The following is a 23,665-nucleotide window of genomic DNA, read 5'->3' on the forward strand; positions in this document are numbered from 1 at the left end:
CCATGACTGTCATGCTGGCGGCGCGCGCCCAGGAGGGCTCAGACGCGCTGCACCTCAACAAGATCGGCATCCCCGAACCCGGCCCCCATGACGTCTTGGTCAAAGTGGCCTCCGCTGGCCTTGCGCCCGGCATGATGACCCTGCTCGCCCAGGGTGCCTTCAGAAATCTGCCCACCACGGTCGGGCACGAGGCCGCAGGCACGATCGCCGCCGTCGGCAACGAGGTCGATACGGTCACCCCGGGGACGCGGGTGCGGGTGCATCCCAACCTCAACTGCCGTACCTGCGGCTACTGCCGCTCCGACCGGGACATGATGTGCCCGCAGCAGGCGATGATCGGCCACGCCGCCTTCGGGGACGTACCCATGCCGCTGTACGACCGCTACCACGACGGTGGTCTGGCCGAGTACATCCGTGTGCCGCACTGGCTGGTCGACCCGCTGCCCGCCCACGTGTCCTTCGACGTCGGCGCGAAGGTCCACGACCTTGCCAACGCCGTACGGGCCCTGAAGTGCGCCGACCTGCCGCTGGGGGCCACCCTCGTGGTCACCGCCGCCACGGGCACGATGGGCACCGCCATCGTTAAACTCGCCCCCCATTTCGGTGTGTCCCACCTGATCCTCGTCGGGCGCAGCGCCGCTCGTCTGGCCGACGTACGTGCCCTCGCCCGCGATGTCATCACCGACGTCGTGGCCCTCGAAGAGCTGCCCGCGCGCTGGACTGAAGAAGGCGGGCTGACCCGAGCCCTGCGCGCCCTGGCTCCCCAGGGCGCGGACGCAGTTGTCGACTTCGTCCCGGACGGGCCGGCCACCTCACAGGCACTGGCCGCCCTGACGATCGGCGGCACCCTCGTTCACATGGGGGCAAACCGCACCCCTCTGACACTTCCCATGGTCGCGGTCATGGCCAACTGCTGGCGCATCGTCGGCACCCGCGCCTGCACCCGCACGGACGCGCAGGGAGTCCTCACCCTCCTCGCGCGGAACGCCCTCGAAGCAGAGGAACTCATCACCCACCGCTTCCCTCTGACCGAAGCGAAAGCGGGGATCACAATCCTGCAGAGAAGGGCCGAACCGATGTGGATGGCGGTGGTCAACCCGTGACCCGTGAGCAACCGCCGGTGCTCGTCGTGGGCGGCGGACCCGTCGGCCTCACCGTCGCCAACCTCCTCGCGGCGCGCGGCATACCCCTCATCCTGGTGGAGCGCAACGCCTCCACCAGCGACGAGGCCAAGGCCATCAGCCTGGACGACGAGTCCCTGCGGACCCTGCAGGCGGCCGGCCTCGCGGACCAGGTCCTGGAGATCGTCGTGCCGGGCACCGGTACCCGCTACTACGACCGCCACGGCCGCCCTCTCTTCCACGCCCGGGGCCCGCAGCCATACCGCCTCGGTTTCCCGTTCAAGAACCAGTTCGCCCAGCCCGAACTGGAGAACGTCCTCCTGGACGGGCTGAAGTCTCGTTCCGAGGCGGACGTGCGCTTCTCCACGGAGCTGGTCGGCCTGGAAGACAACTCTGCCGGCACCGGCTTGACAGCCGCGATCCGGGCATCGGGTGACACGGATACCGAACTGCTCCACGTCAGCTGGGTCCTGGCCTGCGACGGCGGGCACTCCACCGTCAGAGAACTGCGTGGCATCGGCATGACCGGCACGAGTCACCGGAAAGTCTGGCTGGTCGCCGATACCACCGGCGATCCCCACGACGAGCGCTACGGCATGCATCACGGCACCCCCCATCGGCCCACCGTGATCGTGCCGGGCCGCGACGGCCGGTGCCGCTACGAGTTCCTCCTCCGTCCCGGCGAGGGCGAGAAGGGAGACCAGCCCGACTTCCACACATTGCGGAGGCTTGTCGCGCCCTACCGGCCACTCACAGAGGAGCAGGTGGAGCGATGTACGGCTTACACCTTCAACGCCGTGGTCGCTGACCGGTGGCGCGACGGGCATGTCCTGCTCATGGGCGACGCCGCGCACATGATGCCGCCCTTCGCGGGCCAGGGCCTCAACTCCGGGATACGGGACGCCGCGAACCTCGCTTGGAAGATCGACGAGGTGTGGCACAAACGGGCTGGAGAAAGCCTCCTCGACACCTACGAAGCCGAACGTCTCCCCCACGCCGCGGCGATGGTCCGCTTCTCCGAACGTCTCGGTGACGTAGTCATGACCACAGACCGGTGGCGAGCTCTCGTACGCGACGTCGTCGTCCGTACGATGCTGCGTACGCCGCCCGGACGGCGCTACCTCACCGAGATGCGGTTCCGCCCCCGGGCGCGGCACGACGCCGGGCTCGTGCAGGGCGATCACGTCCTGACGGGCACTCAACTGCCCCAGCCACGGGTGCTGGTGCAGCCGGGCCTGCGCCCGCAACTCCTCGACGACGCCCTCGGCGACTCGTTCGCTCTGCTAGGTGTCGAAGTCCCCGCGGCTGCCTGGCGACGTTTCGACACCCCCACCTGGGCGGGCATCGAGCGGATCGACGCATCTCTCGGCGACCGTCTGCCGCCCGCCGCAGGAACACGCCGGGCGATCGCGGACGCGGACGGCCGACTGGAGGAGGCGCTGGCCACCGCCCGGAACCGATTCGTCCTGGTCAAACCCGACCGGTACATCGCCGCCGTCATGGGCCCGAAGGACATCCCCAACGTAACCGCAGCTCTGCGCTGGATGACCAGGTGACCTCATGGAAGCTGTCATTGACCAGCACGCAGACCAATCGTACGCTTGTGACGTTAAGTAGGACATGTGTCCTGCTAAGTGAGACTGGAGCTACGGTATGGCGATCATCGGACTCGGTCACACCGGGCTATGGGTCTACGATCTGCCGAAAATGCGGGATTTCTACGAGCGCGTCATGGGCCTGACCGTAACTGACGGGGACGATGGCCTGCAGATCGTCTTCTTCAGTGCACGTCCGGACGAGGAGCATCACGAGTTCGTGCTCCAGGCCGGGCGCACCTCGCCCGTCGGCGACAAGCAGCAGCACCAGATCTCATGGCGCGTGGAGTCCGTGGAAGACCTGCGCGCCTTCCATCAGCGGTTCGCGGAGGAAGGCGTCAAGGTCCAGCAGGAGGTCACCCACGGCAACGCGCTGGGCATCTACTTCTTCGATCCCGAGGGCAACCGCAACGAGGTCTACCTCCGCATCGACCGGGACGTTCGGCAGCCCTTCCGCAAGACCATCGACTTCAGCCTCCCTCCCGAGGACATCTATGCGGAGGCTGAGCGACTGCTCAACGATGGCGGCGCCGCGTACCAACCGGTCCAGTAACGACCCGTACGATGTCCTGCATGACAGGACGAAATTCAGCGGCGGCCGCATCGGCCGGGCACTACCGGGAACGCAACTCGACCGCCGACCGGGCCCTGGACATCCTTGGGCTCTTCTCGGAGAGCAAGCTGTCCGTCTCGGCTCAGGAGGTCGCCACCTCCCTGGGAACGGCACGCTCGACCGCATACCGGTACCTGCAGAGTCTCGTCGGGAGCGGCTTCCTGGAGGAGGACCCGAGCGGCGGTTTCCGCCTGGGGCTGCGCGTTCTGGAGCTGGCGCGCCTGGCTCGGCGGGGGTACGGCCTGTCGGAGATCGCCCTGCCCGTGATGAGGGACCTGTGCGCCGACGTCGGAGAAACAGTGCTGCTCACTCGCCGCACCGGGGGAGCGGTCATATGTGTGGAGCGCTGCGAGTCGGGCCATCCGGTGCGGATCTCCTACGAGCGCGGCAGCGTCCTCCCCATCAATGCCGGAGCGGCGGCCCTGTCGCTGCTCGCATGGCTGCCCGATGAGGAGTGCCGGGAGCTGCTGGAGGGCCAGCGGCTCCAGCGATTCACCGCACGAACCCTGACGGACGTCGACACCTTGATGGACCGCCTCGCGGAAATCCGCAGCGACGGGCACTGTGTCAGCCGGGGTGAACTCGACCCGGACATCCTCGGGATCGCCGCCCCTGTCCGTGACGAAGCCGGGGCTGTCGTGGCGGCTCTCAGCGTGGCCGCCCTTGAACACCGGATCCCGGACCGCCGACTGGGTGAGGTGGTCGGAGTCGTGCGCGATGCCGCCGAGCGCATCAGCGGCCGACTGGCGGTGACCGGAGACTGAAGCGCTTCGGTCGATCTCTCAGGCCCGCCACCCGGTGCGATGTGGCGTCTCTCGCAAAGACCGGGCAGGTCAGAGCCTGGCCACGTAGTCAAATAGATAGGACAATGGTCCTTCTATGCGAGACATGCGTGGACATTCGCGATGGTCGACCGTCGGTGGCTCGGAGTCACTCGTCGGTGGCGGTCGCAGTCGTGTCGTGTTCCGCGACCAGTCGCATCAGGGCTGCCTCGTCGCGTTTGTCGAGAGTGTCGATGAGCGCGGCGTGCAGCCTGCAGCGGTCGTGGATGTGTTGCGCCAGGAGTACACCCGGCTGCGGCCGTACCGCCAGGGAGTGGCGCTCGACCAAGTCCAGGAGGGCAACGTACAGCGAGCACAGCAGGGCGTTGGGGGTGAGGTCGGCGACCCCGGCGTGCAACCGCCAGTTGGCCCTTGTGAACGCGTTGGCGTCGCCTGTTTCGGCAGCCGTTTCCATTCGCTCGAGGTGGCGGCGCAGTTCTCTGATGTCCGCGGGCGAGGCGTTCCACAGAGCGTCCTGCCACAACAGAGGTTCGAGTGCGTTGCGGATGCGCAGCGCCTGAACCACGTCGGCCTGGGAGGCGTCGAGCGCGAGGACGGAATGGGCGAGCCTCGCCATGGGGGTCTGCTCGGCGGCGAACAGGCCGCCCCCCGGCCCGCGCTGCACGGTGACGACTCCCCGTGTCTGGAGCAGTCGCAGTGTCTCGTTGAACGTTCCGACCGACACCCCGCAGCGGGCTCGGAGTTCGTCCTTCGTTCCCAGGCGCGTCCCGGGATGCACGCGGGATGCGAACCCGGTCACGAGATCCGCCGCCGCTTCGGCGCGCGAAGGGACCCCCGCCTGTCCCCAGTCGTCGCGTCGCAGCGCCGGCTCGTCGGTGTTCTTGTCTGTTGTCATCGACTGCTCCTCGCGCCGAGCGCTCTGACCCTGTGCCCCCACGGTCTCCCCATCCTCGTGCCAGGTAATGCCAATTCATTATGACGAATATCGTCCCATCTCTTGACGTCGCGAGAAACAGGGATGCAACATCGTCATAATCATCATGACGAATCGAGGTTCCATGATCCCCGCCTTTGGTGAGCAGGAGTTCCGTGACCTCATGGCAGGTGTGTGTGCCCCGGTCACGATCGTCACAGCCACGGCCGGGGGCCTGCCCCACGGCACGACGGTCAGTGCCTTCGCGTCCCTGTCACTGCGGCCGCCGATGGTCACCGTTGCGCTCGACCGTGGTTCCGCAGTCCTGTCTCGCATCACCGCGACCGGGCGCTTCGGCGTCAACGTCCTCGCCCGAAACCAGGACGACCTCGCGCTGAGTTTCGCCCGCCGTGACACCGACCGGTTCGCCGGCGTCGACTGGCACTTCGATCACGGCCTGCCCCGCCTGGACTACGCGCCGGGGTGGCTGACCTGCGAGGTGAGCGATGTCGTGGAGGGTGGTGACCACCTGCTGCTGCTCGGCACCGTCGTCCATGCCCGGACGACACCCGCACCCCCGCTCGTCTACGGATACCGCACCTTCGGGACCCACTCCGCCTACGCGAGTCGTCCTCGACACAGCATCCGCGAACACGTCGCCGCCTTCGCGCGCTGACCCTCTTCCCGCTCCGGCCTGGGATTTCGACCCGCCGACCGACAGAAAGAGCGCACCACCATGACGACCCATGATGACCTCGTCGCCCGTGCCGTGGCCCTGCAGCCGCTGCTGCGCGAGCACGCGGCGGTCACCGAGACCGACCGTCGGGTACCGGATGCGGTGATCGACGCGATCAGTGAAGCCGGGCTTCTCAAGCTGTCGATCCCGAAGCGGTACGGCGGTCACCAGACGTCCATGCGCACCATGCTCGACGTGTCAGCCGCACTGGCCGAGGGTGACGGCTCGACCTCCTGGGTCGCCACTCTCGTCAACGTGTGCAACTGGCTCACCAGCCTCTTCCCGTCCAAAGCGCAGGACGACGTGTTCGGCGCCAATCCGGACGCCCGGGTCACCGGCGTGCTCACCCCCACCTCGACGAGCGTCAAGGTCGAGGGCGGCTGGCAGGTGTCGGGCCGCTGGTACTACAACTCCGGTTCGTCGCACTCCGACTGGGCCGTGCTCGGCGTACCCCTCACCAACGAAGAAGGTGATGTGGTCGACCAGGGGCTGGTCCTCGTACCGGGGACGGACCTCTCCCTGGAGGACACCTGGTTCGTTGCCGGCATGAAGGGCACCGCAAGCAACTGCCTCATCGCCGAGGACATCTTCGTACCGGAGCACCGGGTCATGTCCGTGCCCGCCGCCATCGAAGGCAACTACCCGACGGAGCACACGGACGAGGTCCTCTCCCGCTCGGGATTCGTGCCCGTCCTCGCCCTGGTCCTGGCCGGTCCGCAACTGGGACTGGGGCGCGCGGCGCTGAAGTACGTGACGGAGAAGGCCTCTCGCAAGCCGATCTCCTACACCTTCTACGAGACCCAGGCCGAGTCGGTCGCCGTGCAACTGCAGATCGCCGAGGCCGCCCAGCGGATCGACACCGCCACGCTGCACGCCCACCGCGCCGCCACCGACATCGACCAGGCCGCGCAGGACGGCACCTACCTCGACTTCACCCAGCGTGCCCGCGTCCGCGCGGACACCGGCTGGGCCATCCAGAACGTACTCGCCGCGATCGACACGCTCGTCAGCGTCCACGGCGCCGCCTCCTTCGCCGAGGTCAACCCGCTGCAGCGGATCTGGCGCGACGCCAACACCGCCGGCCGCCACGCGGTCGCCGCGCCGACCATTGCCATGGAGGTCTACGGCAAGGCCCTGCTCGGCGTCGAGGAGAAGATCACCCCCCTCGTGTGACCAGGTCACCCAGGCATCCCCGTCTCCCGAAGGAGCAGCACGTGCGTACCGCCAACCTGTCCGGGCGTCTCGTCATCATCAAGGACGACGAGACCGCCGTGGACGTCGAGAAGGCCAGCAACGGCCTGTTCGGCCCCGACCCTCAGGGCGTCTATGGGCGTTGGGCCGCCTTCCGCGCCTGGGCGGCCGGCGCTTATCTGTCCGGAGGACGATCCTTCGCCGCCACAGAACTGGGCTCGCCCGCCCCGGAGCCGCGTCAATGCTTCGCGGTGGGCCTCAACTACCGTGCCCATGCAGACGAGTCCGGCTTCGCCGTACCCGACACGCTGCCGCCCGTGTTCACCAAGTACGTCTCCAGCATCACCGGGCCGGTCACCGAGGTGCGGCTGCCCGACGGCGGTCACACGGACTGGGAGGTCGAACTCGTCGTCGTCATCGGCGAGCACGCCTACCAGGTCGACGAAGACGACGCGTGGCTGTACGTCGCCGGTCTCACCGTGGGCCAGGACATCTCCGAGCGCATCACCCAACTCACGGGTCCCGCACCCCAGTTCGGCCTCGGCAAGTCCTATCCCGGCTTCACGCCTATGGGCCCCTACCTGGTCACCCCGGACGCGTTCGCAGACTCCGACGACCTGGAGCTGGGCTGCACGATCAACGGTGAAGAAGTCCAGAAGAGCCGCACCCGCGACCTCATCTTCCCCGTACCCGCGCTGGTGTCCCGGCTCTCGGCCATCCTGCCCCTGCATCCCGGCGACGTCATCTTCACCGGCACACCCGCCGGGGTCGGCCTGGGCCGCACCCCGCAGCGCTGGCTCACCGACGGCGACGTCCTCGTCAGCCACGTCGAGGGTATCGGCGAACTGCGTCAGACCTTCCGCGCCTGAGCGCGCGCTCCCTCGCAACCCTTCCGCGTCCAGGAGTTCCGTATGGCCCTGCACCGACTCTCTTCGATAGTCATGGGAGTCCCCAACACTGCCGAAACCGCCGACTACTACACCCAATTCGGCCTCACCTACGAACTGGATGGCTCGTTCAGCACCCTCGACGGAGGCCGTCAGCTGCACATCACCCACGCGCCGACGCGCCGTCTCATCGAGATCAGCGTCGGCGTCGACACCCCCGACGACCTCGCGGCGGCCGCCGCCAGGCTCGACCGGCTCGGCGTCCACGCCGAGCGGGGGGAGGACACCCTCACCGCGTACGACAAGATCACGGGTGTCCGTGCGGTACTGCGTGTCGAGCCCCGCGTCACCCAGCCGGAGACCCCGCCCACCCCGTACAACGGTCCCGGCCGCATCGAGCGGACCGGCATGCGCGCTCCGGGAATCATGCGTGGCGCTCCGGTCCGCCCCCGCAAGCTGGGCCACGTGGTCCTGGGTACCACCGACTTCGAGGCCACGAGCGGGTTCTTCCTCGACGGTCTCGGCTTCAAGCTGTCCGACCGGATGGGCGACGTCGGTGCCTTCATGCGCTGTTCCACCGACCACCACAACGTCCTTGTCCTCGCCGCGCCGGTGGCGTTCCTGCATCACACCTCCTGGCAGGTCGACGACATCGACGAGGTCGGTCGCGGCGCCGCGGCCATGCTGGAGGACCATCCCGAACGGCATGTGTGGGGGCTGGGCCGGCACCACGTCGGCTCCAACTTCTTCTGGTACCTCAAGGACCCGGCGGGCAACTTCTCCGAGTACTACTCCGACCTGGACTGCATCGTCGACGACCAGCTCTGGAAGCCCGAGGTCTTTGAGGGAGCCAAGGGCCTGTTCAACTGGGGGCCGCCCCCGCCGCCCTCCTTCATCAAGCCCGACGACCTGGCCGGACTGATGACGGGTTCACACAGCGGCTGAACCGGTAGGCCCCGCACACGTCCTGATCGCCGACCGGCGCTGAGGACGTCCCTTCACCCCCTGTAGAGGAGTTCACATGATCGAGCTGAAAGACCTCGATGCCTCGGCCCCCTTCCTGGCACAGCTCCAGGAACCGGACGACGGACAGCCCATCACCCTCATCAACGTCTTCGTCGCCCCGGAAGGACAGGTCGACGAGGTCATCGACATCTGGCGCCAGGACGCCCTCGTCATGAAGGCGCAGCCCGGATTCGTCGACGCCCAGCTGTACCGCGGCACCGGTGACAGCCGCATTCTCACGAATGTGGCCACCTGGGAGAACCTGGCATCCCTCCAGGGCGCCTTCAGGCGTGAGGAGTTCCAGAAGACGCTCACGCTCTACCCGGACGGCTCGATCGCCCACCCGATCGTGGTGCGCAAGGTCGCAGTGCCGGGGGTGTGTGTCGCATGACCGCTCACGCAGCAGGCTCGGACGACCTCACGTTCTTCGAGCTCGATCCCGGACAGGACTTCTTCACCCAGGTGGGCCTCGACACCGGTCCCTGTACCCTCCTCGACATCGTGGTGGCCCCGAAGGGGGCGCTGGACGCGGCTTTCGAACAGTGGCGACGCCACGCGGACTACATGGTGACCCAACCCGGCTTCATCCGCGCCCAGTTGCACAGGACACCGGGCGATGGGAACACGATCATCAACCTGGCCGTCTGGGAGTCCCCCGCGGCACTCCGCGCGGCCGTCTCCACCCCCGAGTTCGCGGCCATCGCGACCGAATACCCGGCAGGCACCCTCTGCACGCGGCAGCTCCTGACCGAGGCAGCGGTCGAGGGCATCTGCGTGGCATGAGCCGTGGTGGCTGTGCGGCGCCCCGACCGCACAGCCACCACGCTAGGGCGCCACGACGATCTGCGGGAGTACACCGTGTCTTCGACGGTCGATCCCCCCATCGACGCTCCTGTGTTCGCCCCTCGCGGGCGTGAGGCACGTGGGCCGAACGAATGGCAGATCGACGACGTGATCAGCCAGATGCAGATCCGGGCGTCAACGATCTACGGGCTCATCGGAGAGCTGATCCGTGAGTGCCAGATCTATATCCGTCTTGCCATTCCTCATATCTAGTTTCACAATAGGGGTCACTGTTCCGTATCGTGCGACAAATTGCAGGTGGTGTGGTGAGCGAGGATGTGGCCGAGCAGGACGGCCTTCAAGAGACACGGCGGATCCCGCCGCCCGACCCTGACCGCGAACCGCTCAAGGCCAACGTCTACGAACGTATGGCCAGGGCGGCCGCGCAGTTGACGCCCTTGTTCCCGTACGACCACGCCGGCGCGATCGTCCCCTGCGGGAACGTCCTGGTCGGCGGCCCCGACAATGCGTACGGGCACTTCTTCCACTGGAACGAGGTGAACGAGGTGGCCGTCACGTACGGCTCCAACGAGGCGATGCTTGCCACTGGGCAGATCATGGCGACCCAGCATCTGCACGGAGTGAACTCCTTCCTACGGGACGAGAAGAATCCCGAGGCATTCGCCGTCCTGGTCGTCACCCAGCACCAGTCGGAGGAGGGCGACCAGTCGGAGGCGCTGATCGCCCGCTGCAAGAACTGCAAGGCGGAGCTCGTCCGCCATGACTACGACGCGACGCCGTACCCCCTCCCCGGTTACGACGCGGCTCGCCACGGTGAGCCCGACGCCCCGGTGCGCCAGTTCGCCACGACATTGGGCTCCATTGAGTTCGCCGGTCGACGCAACTCCGAACAGGGGCGCACCTGTCAGTCCTGCGGGCATGTGAACGACCTCTTCCCCGCGGACATCTGGGGCTGGGCCCGGATGGTGACCCAGACCGAGGCGGTATCCAAGGCTCACCGCGCGATGCGCCAGGCCGCCTCCGCACAGGCCGAGCAGGAGACGAAGTCATGAACCGCCGTCGCATGCTGCACGCCCTCAAGGTCGCCGCCGAGCTGGGGAACTACGAGGACGCCGCAGTCCTGCCCGCCGACACCGACCCCCAGCTCTATCTGTCACGCAACTGGCTGCCGCAGCCCTTCCACCTGATCTGCCAGAAGGACACGGTGCTCAGCCAGCTGTCCGGCGCTGCGCAGGTGCACCTGAGGGAAAGTTCCGTGAACCGGTTCCGCATGGACCCGGGGGACCATGTCTACGTCCCGGCCGGCACTCCGCACCAGATCGCGCCACTCCAGGAGGGTGTCACGATCCGCTACATGCCGCTCAAGGCCGGCCTGCAGGGTGCCACATGGTTCTGCCCGGAATGCCAGAACGAACTGTGCCGCTACGAGTGGGAACACGACAACGACAAGCCGGTCGTGCGCATGTACGCCGCCGCCTGCGCCCGTTTCACCACTGATCCGGCCGCCCGCACCTGCGGTAAGTGCGCGGCGGTCCACCCTGGGATCAACCTGGCGTCCTACGGCTGGCCGACCTCCACCCCACCTGCCTGACCCGTCGATTTCGACGTACGGCGGTCTCCTCGGCCGTCGCCGCACAAGCGGCAGTCCGCTCCTGCCCGCATGACACTTATGGAGAAGAAATGGCGACGCGGCGCTTTCACGCGGCTGATGACTCAGCACTGAGCGACCTGTACGGGGACTTCGCGGAAAAAGACCTTCAGCCGCTGTGGGAACTGACCGGGCTGCTCACCCATACCCCGAAGCCCAAGGCCGTGCCCTACCGTTGGCGTGGCAAAGAGCTGCGTGAGCTGGGCGAGCGGGCAGGGGATCTCGTCCCCGTGGAGGGTGGGGGCGACCGCAGGGTGCTGGCACTGGCGAATCCCGGGCTCGGCGGTGCGCCGTACGCGACCGCCACGCTGTGGGGGGCCGTGCAATACCTCGGTCCCGGGGAGACAGCGCCCGCCCACCGCCACACCCCCGCAGCCCTGCGCTTCGTCTTGGAGGGCGAGGGTGTGTGGACGCTGGTGGACGGTGATCCGCTGCACATGGCGGCCGGAGACCTCATCCTCACGCCGAGTTGGACCTGGCACGAACACCACAACCCCGGTGCCGACCCCATGACATGGTTCGACGCACTCGACCTGCCGCTGGTGGAGGCGCTGGATGCGGTGTTTTTCGAGCCCGGACGCGAACCCGCCGCGTCCAACAACACCGTCGTCCGGTCCGCCTCCGAGAGTCGCTACGGGGGTGGCCCTGGCCTGCTCCCCGGTGGTCAGCCTTCGGAGGCGCCAGCTCACTCACCGTTGCTGCGTTACCAGTGGGCTGACACCGATCGTGCCCTGAGCGGTCAGTTCACCGACCAGAGCAGTGAGGCCGCCGACACCGGCCACGCGTACGTCCGTTTCGCCGACCCGACGAGCGGTCGTGACGTGATGCCGACCATGCGGTGCGAGATGCACCGGTATCTGCCTGGCCACACGGCTCCGGGCGTGCGGCGTGCGGGTTCCTCACTCATCGCGGTTTTCCGTGGTGCCGGCGTCGTCATCCTCGATGGAACCGCACACCACATCACCCCTGGTGACCTGGTCGCGGTTCCCTCCTGGACGTGGGTGACCTACATAGCGGAGGAGCCGCTCGACCTGTTCACGGTCAGTGACGCCCCTGTTCTGGAAGCTCTGGGCCTGCGGAGGGAGCACGGGACTGCCGACCCCTCCCAGATCACCCCGTCCGCCTGATGCCTCACTCTGGAGAGTCTTCATGCGCATCGTGCGCTTCGACGACGACCGCCTCGGTCTCGAACGGGACGGTCGTGTCCTGGACATCACTGACCTGATCACCTCCCGCCTCGCCCCGGCTCCGTACAGTCTCGTCCGCCGTCTGATCACGGACTTCGCCGTCGTCCGTCCGCTGTTGGAGGAACTCTCCGCCAAGGCCGGGCCATCGGCGGGACTGCCGCTGGACGAGGTACGGCTGCGGTTGCCGGTCCCGGATCCCACGAAGATCGTGGCCGCGCCGGTCAACTACCGTGACCATCAAGCGGAGATGAACGAGGACTACCACATCGACGCGCTCGGGTTCTTCCTCAAGTCCCCGTCTTCGCTCCTCGATCCAGGCGGCACCGTCCGGCTTCCATACTCCGACCGGCGCTTCGACCACGAGGCCGAGTTCGCTCTGGTCGTCGGCCGCCGTGCCAGTCATGTCACCCCAGAGCAGGCCCTGGACCACGTCTTCGGCTACACCGGCCTGATGGACATCACCATGCGTGGCGGCGAGGACCGGTCCACACGCAAGTCCTTCGACACCTTCACGCCGATGGGCCCCTGGCTCGTCACCCCGGACGAACTCGGCTCACCGGACGACGTCGGTCTGGAGCTGACCGTCAACGGCGCACTGCGGCAGAAGGCCAACACGCGTGACCTCATCTGGTCGGCCGCCAGCTTCCTCTCGTACGCCTCGACGGTCACGGTGCTCGAACCTGGCGACGTCGTCACCACTGGCACCCCTGCCGGTGTCGCCCCGATCCAGGACGGCGACACCGTGGAGCTGATCGTGGACCGCATCGGCCGACTCACCGTGGATGTCACGGCCGAGAGCGCCGTGCCCTGCCCGACCGGGGGAGCGAACCGAGGACCGGTGCCCCCGCCGGCTCCGACGAGGCACTGACTCGGCCTGAGCAGCCGCCCGTTCCGGCTCCGGCGCCGTATCCAGTGGTCGTGCCCGGTCGCCGGAGACCGGAGCCACTGTCTGGATGCGGCGATTGAGCAAGTGCCCGCGGGCGGCGGGGGAGGAGCGAGGCTCACCGGTCCCAACTCACCCTGGACCCGGTCGAAAGCCGTCAGCTCCCAGCGCTCTCCGCGGGCGCGAAGGAGACTCGGTCGAGTTACGCAGCCTGGGCGGCGAGCGCGAACTCGCGTATGTCAGAGGACAACAGGCGTTCGGCGACACCATCGACCGTGCCGGCAATCTCGATGGAGCGGGGCAGCATGGTCTTCTCGTACGTGCGGATGGCGTCGTCGATGGTGGCCGCGCCCGCGAGAGCGAGGCCGAGGTCGCTGGCATCGAGCATCGCGAGGTTGGCGCCGACGCCGACCGGGGGCATGAGGTGGGCGGCGTCGCCGAGCAGCGTCACGGTCGGGTTGTGTTCCCAGGTGTGAGGGACGGGGAGGGCGAAGAGGGGGCGGTCGAAGTAGCAGCCGTCGTTCTCGGTGAACAGTCGGCGCAGGCGGGGCGACCAGTGGGCGAACCTGTCGAGCAGCAGAGCGCGGATGCAGTCGGTGTCGTCGGCGGTCAGGCCGTTCCTGGCGATCCAGTCCACCGGCACACGCTGGGCGATGTAGACGCGGATGTGGTTCCCGCCGTTGCGCTGGGCGATCAGGCCGCGTTCGCCGTCTACCGCCGATGCCATGCCGGGGCCGACCATCTCGGCGATGGCGGGGTGCTGGTTCTCCACATCGAAGAACCATGCCTCCAGGAAGCTCACGCCGACGTACTCGGGGACAGCGGATGACGCGGCGGGACGTACCCGGGAGAAGGCGCCGTCGGCGCCGATGACCAGGTCGGTTTCGACGGTCATGCCGTTGGCGAAGTGCAGCCGGCGCGGCCCGTCGGCGGGCCCGCTGATCGTTTCGAGGGTGTTGCCCCAGTGCACGGTTCCCGGCTGCAGCGAGTCCAGCAGGAGATTTCGCAACTCACCGCGGTCGATTTCCGGCCTGTAGAGCTCGTCGCCCTCCGGGACCTTGTGGAGGATGGTCGCGCCGTTCGGGTCCATCCGGCGCACTTCCTGCCCTTCGGGACGGGCCAGCTTGAAGAAGTCGTCGAGCAGGCCGGCCTCGCGCAGGGCGATCTGGCCGTTGTCGGCGGCCAGATCGAGGGTGCCGCCCTGGTTGCGGGTCTCGGGACCCGAGTCGCGGTCGTAGACCGTGACCGCCAGGCCATGGCGCTGGAGGATGCGGGCGCAGGTGAGTCCGCCGGGGCCGGCGCCGATGATGCTGATTCGGGCGTGAGCGGGATCTGAGGACTTCATGATCGTTCCTTCGATCGACGAGGAGTGGGGGTGGGCGAGCCGGGGCTTGGCGGTTCTGGCCGCGCTTCCCAGAAAAGCAGAGCAGATTAAAAAGTGCAACCGATACACTTAGCGTGCGAGACCGCTTTCGGATACGCTCACCTCGTGAGTACATCTCCTGGCGGTCGCCGCGAAGGAAAGAAGGCCCTTCTGCTGTCGGCCGCGACGCATGCGCGCATGTTTGCGTCGGTCGGCCCCATGGACTCCGCGTCCGGGTTACGGGCGTACGCCGAAGGTGTGTGGATCAGGCGCGCCGGCTGAGGTGGGGTCGGCCATGAGTGTGTGACTCGTGCTCGATTCGCCACCTCGATCCCGGGTTTTTCGCCCACCATCGGCCCGTCGCCGCGGCTCGCAGCGTCCAGCTGGCGGCGGGCTCCGAATGCCAGCGGGAGGGGCCAGCTCCCTGCCGCATCGACGACATCCCGTCCCGTTTTTATGGGCGAGCCCGCCCTTGGAGGAATCTCATGTTCACAGCCACGATCATCATCAGCTGCGCGCTCGCCATAGCCATGCTGGGCAGCGGCATCGCCAAGCTGGCCGGCAACGCTGGGCAGGCCGACCTGATGACGGAGGTCGGTTTCCCGGCTGACCGGATGTGGATGCTCGGCGCGTGCACCGTGGCCGGCGGTATCGGTCTCCTCGTCGGTCTGTTCTGGTGGCCGCTCGGCGCCGCGGCGGCTGTCGGCGGCATCGCCTACTTCGCCGGTGCGCTGGCCTTCCATCTCAAGTCACGACGCATGGATCAGTCGATGTTCGGAGTCGTTGCGCTTACGGTCCTGTCCGTCGCCGCATTGGTCCTTCGCATCGCTTCCTCTTGACGGGGGTCGGCAAAAGCAACGGATGATCAGTGAGCCGCCGACCCCTGGGTGCCACTGCGGCTGGCGGCTTACTGATACGCGGTGCTCAGCCGACCGGTCCTGTCACCGCGTTCGGCCGTACCGCTGGTTCGAGCAGCGACAACGTCAGGTGCTGTGCATCGAGGCCGACGCGGATGCCGACCGGCAACGGCAGGTTCGGGTCGGCACGTCCGAATTCGACATTGCCCAGGACGGGGATGTAACGGTCGCCGGGGACTATCTCGCGGAGCGTCGGGGACGCGTCGGGCGCCTCAAGTCCGCCGATCGCGTGCGGAACGCCCACGACTATGCCGGAGATCCGATCGAGGTTGCCGCAGTGCCGCAGCACATGCAGGTAGCTCCACGCGTACGATGCCAGGCCGCCCATCTCCTCCCATAACAGCACCGCGCCGTCGAAATACTCGAGCGGAAGCACGTATGGCGTCGCCTGCGCCAGCGCAATGCGATTGACGCCAGCACTCCCACGACGTGGTGGTGGGCAGCGCGCCGATCGCCTCCGTTCCGGTCAGTAGCGTCAAGTAGAGCCTCTCGAGTTCGCTTCGGCGTGCTGCGGGCGCAGTGTGCCGAGCCCCACCGAAATCGGGCGTGGCCAAGTAGGTGTGGAACCCGACCAGTCCCGTCCGTGCGTAGAGCACCAGATGCAGCAGCGGGATGTCGCTGCAGCCGAGGATGGGCTTGGGGTCGGCGGTGATCGCCTCGACGTCGATCAGGTCGAGGTAGCCGAACGCCGTGGCCACCGTCATGGGCGATGATCGCGCGCACCTCGGGATCACGCAGAAGAGCGTTGAGCTCCTCCGCGATCTGGACCGGCCGCTCCGCGCTCCACCAGTGGTGCCGCCCGGCTTCGGCGCCCGGCGTACGCGGAATCCCATGCGCTCCAGCACGGTCACTGCCTGCTCGAGGTCTGGCTCGTAGACGGCATGGAGCGGCCCGGAGAGCGATGCGATGACGACGAGATCTACGGGTCCCAGGGCGCGAGGTCGAAGCAGGTGAGGCGATGCGGAGCCGGTTGCCGACGCAGTCTCCACGCGTGCGTACCGATGCGCCACTCATCTAGCCATCGAAGACTCCGAGAGTTCACATCGTCTCGCTCTTGCCTCAGTCCCAAAATAGGGCCACACTACGGAACAGTGTTCCGTATGATGCGTCATTGATAGTCCAGCAGGAGCCGCCATGTCCCAGCTTCTCGGCTTGCCCATCGCCCCATCGCTGCCACTTCCGGGTGGTGCGGGGGTGCCGACGCCTGTTCGCGAGGCAACCCCATGACCGGTGCCTTCGAGCGACCGGACGGTGAGCGCCACGGCGACCTGCAGCGGATCAGTCATCGCCTCCAGCAGGAGTTGCGTCGGCTCGGACCGAAGGGTGCCCGGGTCAGGATTCGTGTGGGGCGTGGCGGTCTGGACGAGACCAGCAGGCTCTTCGCCGGGGAGACGGACCTCGCCCTTGTCACCCCGACTGCCGCGCTGAGCCTGCTGTACGGATTCGGTGACCTCCATGGTCTTCTCGCGCTGGGGATGTTCCCGCGGAGTGGCGGTCTCGTCGTCGCCGCCGATGCTCGACTGGGGGAGGACACGGTCGGCGGTCTGGTCGCCCGCGCCGATCGCGTCACCATCGCGACGGCCGCTGACGACGGAGTGAGTCTCGTCGGTTTCGCCGTGCGCCGGGCACTGCGCATGGTCGGAGTTCACTCCGGTGTGGACTTCGTGCACGACGAGCGGCCGGCTGTCTGCTGCGCGCGTTATGTGACGGGCGAGGCGGACGTCGTGATCCATGACCTGATGTCCACCCCCGAGTGGCCGGAGGTCGCGGCCGCGCGTCCGGTGAGGTACCTGTCCTGGGGGCCGCGAGTCCTGCACGCCTTCGCCGGCCAAGGCTGGCCCACCCGTGTGCTGGCCGCAGGCCGGCTCCCCGACCTGGATGCCGACCTGCACACGCTGGACTGCTCCGACATCGCCGTGCTGTGCCGAGAGGACCTGGACGACGAACTCGCCGGCCTGACAGCCCGGATCCTGGCCCGGGGGCGCCACCCCGCCGAAGCGTCCGAGGTGACACGCGCACCGCTCCCGCTGCACCCCGGAGCCAGTCGTGCCTATGCCGATCTCTTCGCCGCCGTACCTCTGAGGAGCCGATGATGTCCGCATCCGTCCCGGTGCCCGCGACGCCCGCCCCGAGCGAGACCGAACTCCTCATCGTCGGTGCCGGTCCCGCCGGTCTCTTCGCCTGCTACTACGCGGGGATGCGAGGTCTGGACGTGACCCTTCTCGACAGCCTGCCCCACCTCGGCGGGCAGGTGGCGGCGCTCTATCCAGACAAAGAGATCTTCGACGTCGCCGGGTTTCCGGCCGTCCGCGGACGCGAACTGGTCGAGCGGCTCACCCAGCAGGCCGAGAGTGCCTCGCCGTCCGTCCTGCTCGGCGAGAGCGCCATGGAACTGCGCAGGGACGAATCGGGCGAGGTCCTCGTCACCACCGATGCCGGCCGGATCATCCGGGCGGGCGCCGTACTGATCACCGGCGGCATCGGGCGATTCACGCCGAGACCACTGCCCGCCCTGACGGGGTTCGCCGGGGACGGAGTACATCACCTGGTCGAGCCCCCGCACGCCTACACCGACCGGCAGGTGGTGATCGTCGGGGGAGGTGACAGCGCCGTCGACTGGGCCAACATGCTTGTCCCGCATGCGCGTCAGGTGACGATCGTGCACCGGCGTACCCGCTTCCGGGCCCATCAGTTCTCCGTGGACCGACTCATGGAATCCCCGGTACGGGTGCTGACCAACAGCGAGATCGCCGAAGTGCACGGAACCGAGTCCCTCAAAGCCGTGACCGTTCGCGACTGCGGGACCCAGGCGCTGGAGACGGTCGACGCCGACGTCCTGATCCCGGCCCTGGGACACATCGCCTCACTGGGTCCCCTCACCACCTGGGGGCTCACGCTCGACCGGCAGCAGATCCACGTGGACACCTCGATGTCCACGGGGCTGGACCGCGTCTACGCCGCGGGTGACATCACCACGTACCCCGGCAAGGTCCGGCTGATGGCGGTCGGGTTCGGCGAGGCGGCCACCGCCGTGAACAACATCGCTGTGCTCCTGCGGCCCGACGAGGACCTCTTCCCGGGCCACTCCAGCGAACGCCCGCCGATACCGACCACCTGAAGGAGGAGGACGCCGCATGGCTTACGTGATCAACGAGAAATGCATCAACGAACTCGACGGCTCCTGCGTGGACGTGTGCCCCGTGGACTGCATCTACGAGGGGCTCACCAAGCGTTACATCAATCCCACGGAATGCATCGACTGCGGGGCTTGCCTGCCCGAGTGTCCCGTGGACGCCATCGCCGCCCCCAACAAGGCGGATCCCACCTGGGCGCAGGACAACGCCGCGTTCTTCTCGACGGTGCTGCCCGGCAGGACCGCGCCGCTCGAGAGCCCGGGCGGCGCCGGCGGCACCGACCCCACAGGAGTGGACACCCCACTCGTATCCGACTGGACTAAGGAGTGACTGTGCGACACATCCCGCTGCTCATCATCGGAGGCGGCATCGGTGGCATGGCCACCGGCCTGGCCCTTGCCCAGGCAGGCTTCGAGACCCACATCATCGAGCAGGCCCAGGAGTTCACCGAGATCGGTGCGGGCATCCAGATCGCACCGAACGCCATGCGGGTCCTCGACTCCCTCGGAGTTCTCGACGCCGTCAGTGAGGTGGCGGTGCGCCCGCGCAACGTCGTGTTCATGCACTCCGAGACCGGACGGCATCTGACGACGATCGACTTCGGCGCCGCCTTCCGCGAGCGCTACGGCCATCCGTACAGCGTGCTGCACCGCAGCGACCTCCTCGACGTCCTACTCACCGCCTGCCGTGAGCACCCCAAGGTCACTCTGGAGAACAACCGCCAGGTCGTCGACGTCGAGGACCACACCACGACCGCGGTCGTCCGCTTCGCCGACGGCGACAGCTACCGGACCGACGCCCTGATCGGCGCCGACGGCCTGCGGTCGCCCACCCGTCGGCTCTTCTCCGACGACCAGCCCTTCACCGAGGCGTTCGTCGCCTACCGCGGCGCGCTGCCCATGAGCGAGATCAACGTGCCCGTGGAGCCGGACGACGAGATCATCTGGCTCGGCCCGCACAAGCACCTGGTCCAGTACCCGATCCGACGCGGTGAGCTCTACAACCAGGTCGCTGTCTTCCGCAGCTTCCGCTACACCCCGGACATCGAGCACACCGACCAGTGGGGAGGACCCGAGGAACTCGACGAGGCCTTCTCCACGTCGTGCGAACAGGTACGTGACTACATCAAGCTGTTCAACAGGTCCAGGCGCTGGCCGCTGTACGACCGCGAGCCGTTGGACAACTGGACCCGCGGGCGTATCACCCTGCTCGGTGACGCCGCACACCCCGTGTTCCCGTACCTTGCGCAGGGCGCCTGCCAGGCCATCGAGGACGCCGAGTGCCTGGCCCGCCAGATGGCCAAGTCAGGCGGCGACGTAGGCGACGCCTTCGCCGCCTACCAGGCGGAAAGGATCCCCCGCACGACAATGGTTCAGCGCGTTGTACGCGGCTGGGGTCATGTCTGGCACGCCGACGGCGACCTGGTCCCGGCCCTGCGCGACCGGGTCTTCGGGCTGCGCAATGCCGACGACTACACCGACCTGGACTGGCTGTACCAGCCGTTCGCCGCCTGAACCCCCCGTACAAGGACTGTGATGAAAGCAGAGATCGACGAGACCGTCCGTGCCAGTCGTGCCCTGGCGGCGGCTGGCCTGACCGACATGGTGTGGGGGCATGCGGCCATCCGCGACCCCGGCACCGACGGCGTGTGGATGAAGGCCTCCGGCTGGGGGTTCGAGGAGATCGACGCGGAGCGGGTGGTGCTGGTCAGCCGCGCCGGCGAGGTCCTCCACGGCGACGGCAGACGGCACATCGAGTTCCCGATCCACACCGAGATCATGGCGCGGCGCCCGGACGTCGGCTGTGTCGTCCACACCCACGCACCCGCGCTGAGCGCCTTCGCCTCCCTCGACGTGCCCCTGCGGCCCATCTCCCACGACGGCGTGGTGTTCTGCGATCCGCAGGTGCCGCGCTTCACCGGCACCGGAGCGCTGATCGCGACCGCCGAACTCGGTGTCGCGCTCGCGGAGACGCTCGGCGATGCTCCCGCGGTTCTCATGCCCCAGCATGGCGCCGTCACCGCTGGCCCCGACGCGCCGACCGCGGTGATGTACGCCGTCCTGCTGGAGCGGGCGTGCCGTACGCAACTCATGGCGATGGCCGCCGGCGGACCGAAGGTGTGGTCCGACAACGAGGAAGCCGCCTTCAAACGGGACCAGGTGTGGAACCCCACGCAACGCGAGGCCGGCTGGAACTACCTGCAACGGCTCGCGGAGAGGTCCACATGATGACACAGGCACAGGCGTCACCAGTGGCCTCGGGCGAGGCCACCGGTGACGAGAAGCAGTTGTACGCGGACTTCAGCCGGTTCGGGCTGATTCCCCTGTGGACCGCGCGCGAAGACCTCATGCCGATGACGCCCGCGCCCCAGGCGGTTCCGCACATTTGGCACTGGGGCGACCTCTACCCGCTGGCAGCCCGAGCGGGCGACCTCATCCCCGTCGGACGCGGGGGCGAGCGGCGCGCCATCGCCGTGTCCAACCCAGGCCTGCCCGGGCTGCCGTACGCGACACCCACTCTGTGGGCGGCCATCCAATACCTCGGCCCGAACGAGGTCGCTCCGGCCCACCGGCACAGCCAGAACGCCTTCCGGTTCGTCCTCGAGGGCGAAGGCGTGTGGACAGTCGTCGACGGAGATCCCGTGGCCATGCGCCGGGGTGATCTCCTGCTCACGCCGGGCTGGCAGTTCCACGGGCACCACAACCCGAACCCCCGGCCGATGGCTTGGCTCGACGGCCTGGACATCCCGTTCGTCTCCGCCACCGACACCGGCTTCTTCGAATTCGGCGAGGACGGCGTGAGCGACCGCTCCACCCCGCGCCGTTCCCGTTCCGAACGGGTGTGGGGTCACCCGGGGCTGCGGCCGGTCTCCGCGACGGAGCAGGACCTGCCCAACTCCCCTCTGGCCGCCTACCGTTGGGAACACACCGACGCGGCCCTGACCGCCCAGCTCGAAGTCGCCGCTGAGGGACACCCCGGGGTTGTGGAACCCGGTCACGCTGCTGTGCGCTTCACCAACCCCACCACGGGGGCGGACGCGCTCACCACGCTGCGCACCGAGATGCACCGGATCGCGGCCGGCCAACGCTCTGCGGCCGTCCGTGAGACCGGTTCGAGCGTGTGGCAGGTCTTCGATGGGGCCGGTGCGATCAGCCTCGACGGCAAACGCACCGACGTCGTACGCGGCGACGTCATCGCCGTGCCCTCGTGGTGCGAGGTCGCCATCGAGGCCCACACCGACCTGGACCTCTTCCGATTCAGCGACGCCCCCGTCTTCGAACGGCTGAACCTCGCGCGCAAGGAGTACTCGTGAAGCTCGCCACCATCCGCACCGGTTCCGGTACGGCCGCCGTGCGCATCGACCAGACGGAGGCGGTGGAGACCGGTCACCTGGATGTCGGCGCGCTGCTCGCCGAAGACGGCTGGCGGGAGCTCGCAGCCGGCGCCGACGGCACCCGGCACGCCCTGGACGCACTCGACTACGCGCCGGTCGTTCCCCGTCCGCAGAAGATCTTCTGCGTGGGACTCAACTACCGTTCCCACATCCTCGAGATGGGGCGGGAACTCCCCGAATACCCCACTGTCTTCGCCAAGTTTCCCGCCGTCCTGATCGGCGCCTACGACGACATCGTTTTGCCGGCGGCCTCGCAGGCCGTGGACTGGGAGGGCGAGCTGGCGGTCGTCGTGGGGGCGCGGGCCCGCAAGGTCTCCGTGGCGGAGGCCGCCGGGCTCATTGCGGGCTACTCGGTCCTCAACGACGTCACGGCCCGGGACTGGCAGTACCGCACCAAGGAGTGGCTGCAGGGCAAGAACTTCGAGGCCACCACGCCGTTCGGACCGTTCCTGGTGACCGCCGACGAGGCGGGTGCCGACTCGCGTCGGCTTGTGACCGAGGTTGACGGTAAGACGAAGCAACAGGCCGACACCGGCGATCTCGTCTTCGACGCGGCGACGCTCGTGTCGTATCTCTCCACGATCATCACTCTGGAGCCCGGGGACGTCATCGCCACCGGCACCCCCGGCGGCGTCGGCCACGCCCGCACCCCGCGGGAATACCTCGGTGACGGCACCGTACTCACCACCCGGATCGAGGGACTGGGCGAATGCCGCAACCACTGCGTCCAGGAGAAGTCCGATGACGCGTGAGCCCGCACCTCGCCCGCTGCTGCTCGAGTGGCTGGCAGCGGGTACGAGCTTGCTGAACACCGAACTCGACCAGGCCGATGAGACATGGGTGAGCAGCCCGTCGACTCTTCCCGGCTGGACGACGGCCCACCTGCTCACCCACCTGGCGCGCAACGCGGACGCCTTGGACAACCTGATCACCTGGGCTGCCACGGGCGTGGAAACCCCGATGTATCCGCAGGGTGCCTCCGGGCGGATGCGCGACATCGAGGAAGGAGCCGACCGACCCGCGCAAGTGATCCTCAAAGACGTCCGGGACAGCGCCGCCCGCCTCCAACAGTCCCTGGACGACATGCCGGACGCAGCCTGGGCGTGTATCGTCCGCACCGCCCAGGGCCGCGCGGTGCCGGCGTCCCTCATCCCGTGGCTGCGGATCCGGGAAGTGTGGATCCACCTCATCGACCTGAGTACGGGGGTAACGTTCGCCGCACTGCCCGACGGCCTGGCCACGGCGCTACTCCCCGACGTCGTCACCACCCTGGCCGGGCGCGACGGCTGCCCGCCCCTCGTTCTACGCGCCCAGCCGGGCCGTGCACCCCTGATGACCCGGCCGAGCGAGCCGCTCGCCGCCATGACAGAGGTGAAGGGCACCACTGCGCAGCTCTTGGGTTGGCTCACTGGCCGTGCCTCCGGCGCCGGCCTCAGTTGCTCGCCGCCCAGTCTGCCCTTGCTGCCTGCCTGGCTGTGACGCCCACCATTCC

27 protein-coding genes and 1 pseudogene are annotated in these 23,665 nt (G+C 68.0%); 24 read left to right on the forward strand and 4 right to left on the reverse strand.

All coding sequences use genetic code 11. The features are described from left to right. The first annotated feature begins 2 nt into the window (after positions 1-2). The 4 genes from ABZ896_RS07890 to ABZ896_RS07905 all read left to right on the forward strand — a co-directional run bounded on the left by ABZ896_RS07890 (position 3) and on the right by ABZ896_RS07905 (position 4,093). Positions 3-1,103, forward strand: coding sequence for an alcohol dehydrogenase catalytic domain-containing protein (locus ABZ896_RS07890; RefSeq protein ID WP_360923611.1), 1,101 nt, complete (start codon positions 3-5; stop codon positions 1,101-1,103). Continuing rightward, positions 1,100-2,677 carry a bifunctional 3-(3-hydroxy-phenyl)propionate/3-hydroxycinnamic acid hydroxylase gene (locus ABZ896_RS07895; RefSeq protein WP_360923614.1) on the forward strand — a complete coding sequence of 526 codons (1,578 nt, stop codon included), beginning with the start codon at positions 1,100-1,102 and terminating at the stop codon, positions 2,675-2,677. Before ABZ896_RS07890 ends, ABZ896_RS07895 begins: the two co-directional genes overlap by 4 nt. Before the next feature lie 97 nt (positions 2,678-2,774). Next, a complete protein-coding gene (locus ABZ896_RS07900; RefSeq protein ID WP_360923617.1) occupies positions 2,775-3,269 on the forward strand; it encodes a VOC family protein in 495 nt (164 codons plus the stop codon). Positions 3,270-3,289: 20 nt separating this feature from the next. Beyond that, positions 3,290-4,093 (forward strand): IclR family transcriptional regulator, encoded by an 804-nt coding sequence (locus tag ABZ896_RS07905; RefSeq protein WP_360923620.1) that lies wholly within the window; start codon positions 3,290-3,292, stop codon positions 4,091-4,093. A gap of 166 nt (positions 4,094-4,259) precedes the next feature. Here the strand turns inward: ABZ896_RS07905 and ABZ896_RS07910 are convergent, their stop codons facing one another. After that, positions 4,260-5,006, reverse strand: coding sequence for an FCD domain-containing protein (locus ABZ896_RS07910; protein ID WP_360923623.1), 747 nt, complete (start codon positions 5,004-5,006; stop codon positions 4,260-4,262). Positions 5,007-5,151: 145 nt separating this feature from the next. On the opposite strand from ABZ896_RS07910, the gene ABZ896_RS07915 reads away from it, so the two are divergent. From ABZ896_RS07915 to ABZ896_RS07965, 11 genes are all read left to right on the forward strand, one after another. Further along, positions 5,152-5,700: a flavin reductase family protein gene (locus ABZ896_RS07915; RefSeq protein WP_360923626.1), complete on the forward strand. Its 549-nt coding sequence runs from the start codon at positions 5,152-5,154 to the stop codon at positions 5,698-5,700. 60 nt (positions 5,701-5,760) lie between these two features. Beyond that, the gene (locus ABZ896_RS07920) at positions 5,761-6,933 is read left to right on the forward strand and encodes an acyl-CoA dehydrogenase family protein (protein ID WP_360923629.1); all 1,173 of its coding nucleotides are present in this window, start codon (positions 5,761-5,763) and stop codon (positions 6,931-6,933) included. Positions 6,934-6,974: 41 nt separating this feature from the next. Then, entirely contained in the window at positions 6,975-7,820 is an 846-nt protein-coding gene (locus tag ABZ896_RS07925; RefSeq protein WP_360923632.1) for a fumarylacetoacetate hydrolase family protein, read from the forward strand. A gap of 42 nt (positions 7,821-7,862) precedes the next feature. After that, entirely contained in the window at positions 7,863-8,783 is a 921-nt protein-coding gene (locus ABZ896_RS07930) for a VOC family protein (protein ID WP_360923635.1), read from the forward strand. A 76-nt stretch (positions 8,784-8,859) separates the two neighbouring features. Beyond that, positions 8,860-9,234, forward strand: a complete 375-nt coding sequence (locus ABZ896_RS07935; protein ID WP_360923638.1) for an antibiotic biosynthesis monooxygenase family protein — start codon at positions 8,860-8,862, stop codon at positions 9,232-9,234. Continuing rightward, on the forward strand, positions 9,231-9,626 hold the full coding sequence (locus tag ABZ896_RS07940; RefSeq protein ID WP_360923641.1) for an antibiotic biosynthesis monooxygenase family protein: 396 nt from the start codon (positions 9,231-9,233) through the stop codon (positions 9,624-9,626). The genes ABZ896_RS07935 and ABZ896_RS07940 overlap by 4 nt, the downstream gene beginning before the upstream one ends. Before the next feature lie 75 nt (positions 9,627-9,701). After that, positions 9,702-9,899, forward strand: coding sequence for a hypothetical protein (locus ABZ896_RS07945; RefSeq protein WP_360923644.1), 198 nt, complete (start codon positions 9,702-9,704; stop codon positions 9,897-9,899). A 53-nt stretch (positions 9,900-9,952) separates the two neighbouring features. Beyond that, positions 9,953-10,699, forward strand: coding sequence for a hypothetical protein (locus ABZ896_RS07950; RefSeq protein WP_360923647.1), 747 nt, complete (start codon positions 9,953-9,955; stop codon positions 10,697-10,699). Continuing rightward, positions 10,696-11,238: a hypothetical protein gene (locus ABZ896_RS07955; RefSeq protein WP_360923649.1), complete on the forward strand. Its 543-nt coding sequence runs from the start codon at positions 10,696-10,698 to the stop codon at positions 11,236-11,238. Before ABZ896_RS07950 ends, ABZ896_RS07955 begins: the two co-directional genes overlap by 4 nt. Before the next feature lie 89 nt (positions 11,239-11,327). Continuing rightward, positions 11,328-12,422 (forward strand): cupin domain-containing protein, encoded by a 1,095-nt coding sequence (locus ABZ896_RS07960; RefSeq protein WP_360923652.1) that lies wholly within the window; start codon positions 11,328-11,330, stop codon positions 12,420-12,422. Positions 12,423-12,444: 22 nt separating this feature from the next. Beyond that, the gene (locus ABZ896_RS07965) at positions 12,445-13,350 is read left to right on the forward strand and encodes a fumarylacetoacetate hydrolase family protein (RefSeq protein ID WP_360923655.1); all 906 of its coding nucleotides are present in this window, start codon (positions 12,445-12,447) and stop codon (positions 13,348-13,350) included. Between the two features lie 217 nt (positions 13,351-13,567). Here ABZ896_RS07965 and ABZ896_RS07970 read toward each other — a convergent pair whose 3' ends face one another. Next, positions 13,568-14,710: an NAD(P)/FAD-dependent oxidoreductase gene (locus ABZ896_RS07970; protein ID WP_360923658.1), complete on the reverse strand. Its 1,143-nt coding sequence runs from the start codon at positions 14,708-14,710 to the stop codon at positions 13,568-13,570. A 503-nt stretch (positions 14,711-15,213) separates the two neighbouring features. Between ABZ896_RS07970 and ABZ896_RS07975 the strand changes: the two genes are divergently transcribed. Next, positions 15,214-15,567: a DoxX family protein gene (locus tag ABZ896_RS07975; protein WP_360923661.1), complete on the forward strand. Its 354-nt coding sequence runs from the start codon at positions 15,214-15,216 to the stop codon at positions 15,565-15,567. 85 nt (positions 15,568-15,652) lie between these two features. Here ABZ896_RS07975 and ABZ896_RS07980 read toward each other — a convergent pair whose 3' ends face one another. Both ABZ896_RS07980 and ABZ896_RS07985 read right to left on the reverse strand, forming a co-directional pair. After that, positions 15,653-16,021, reverse strand: coding sequence for a hypothetical protein (locus ABZ896_RS07980; RefSeq protein WP_360923664.1), 369 nt, complete (start codon positions 16,019-16,021; stop codon positions 15,653-15,655). Positions 16,022-16,262: 241 nt separating this feature from the next. Then, a pseudogene (locus ABZ896_RS07985) lies at positions 16,263-16,478 on the reverse strand (LD-carboxypeptidase); the annotation flags it as partial. 390 nt (positions 16,479-16,868) lie between these two features. Here ABZ896_RS07985 and ABZ896_RS07990 point away from each other — a divergent pair. Genes ABZ896_RS07990 through ABZ896_RS08025 form a run of 8 tightly spaced genes read left to right on the forward strand, consistent with a single transcriptional unit; the run spans position 16,869 to position 23,652 of the window. Further along, positions 16,869-17,738 carry a hypothetical protein gene (locus ABZ896_RS07990; RefSeq protein ID WP_360923667.1) on the forward strand — a complete coding sequence of 290 codons (870 nt, stop codon included), beginning with the start codon at positions 16,869-16,871 and terminating at the stop codon, positions 17,736-17,738. Continuing rightward, entirely contained in the window at positions 17,738-18,763 is a 1,026-nt protein-coding gene (locus ABZ896_RS07995; protein ID WP_360923670.1) for an NAD(P)/FAD-dependent oxidoreductase, read from the forward strand. Before ABZ896_RS07990 ends, ABZ896_RS07995 begins: the two co-directional genes overlap by 1 nt. 16 nt (positions 18,764-18,779) lie before the next feature. Then, positions 18,780-19,109, forward strand: a complete 330-nt coding sequence (locus ABZ896_RS08000) for a ferredoxin family protein (protein ID WP_360923673.1) — start codon at positions 18,780-18,782, stop codon at positions 19,107-19,109. 2 nt (positions 19,110-19,111) lie between these two features. Further along, entirely contained in the window at positions 19,112-20,293 is a 1,182-nt protein-coding gene (locus ABZ896_RS08005; RefSeq protein WP_360923676.1) for an FAD-dependent monooxygenase, read from the forward strand. Positions 20,294-20,314: 21 nt separating this feature from the next. Next, positions 20,315-21,007 carry a class II aldolase/adducin family protein gene (locus ABZ896_RS08010; protein WP_360923679.1) on the forward strand — a complete coding sequence of 231 codons (693 nt, stop codon included), beginning with the start codon at positions 20,315-20,317 and terminating at the stop codon, positions 21,005-21,007. Further along, complete coding sequence (locus ABZ896_RS08015) at positions 21,004-22,092, forward strand: cupin domain-containing protein (protein WP_360923682.1); 1,089 nt, start codon at positions 21,004-21,006, stop codon at positions 22,090-22,092. Before ABZ896_RS08010 ends, ABZ896_RS08015 begins: the two co-directional genes overlap by 4 nt. After that, the gene (locus ABZ896_RS08020) at positions 22,089-22,925 is read left to right on the forward strand and encodes a fumarylacetoacetate hydrolase family protein (protein ID WP_360923685.1); all 837 of its coding nucleotides are present in this window, start codon (positions 22,089-22,091) and stop codon (positions 22,923-22,925) included. Before ABZ896_RS08015 ends, ABZ896_RS08020 begins: the two co-directional genes overlap by 4 nt. Continuing rightward, the gene (locus ABZ896_RS08025) at positions 22,915-23,652 is read left to right on the forward strand and encodes a maleylpyruvate isomerase family mycothiol-dependent enzyme (RefSeq protein WP_360923688.1); all 738 of its coding nucleotides are present in this window, start codon (positions 22,915-22,917) and stop codon (positions 23,650-23,652) included. The genes ABZ896_RS08020 and ABZ896_RS08025 overlap by 11 nt, the downstream gene beginning before the upstream one ends. Positions 23,653-23,665 lie beyond the last annotated feature (13 nt).

The organism is Streptomyces sp. NPDC047072 (assembly GCF_040643855.1).
Classification (GTDB): Bacteria; Actinomycetota; Actinomycetes; order Streptomycetales; family Streptomycetaceae; genus Streptomyces.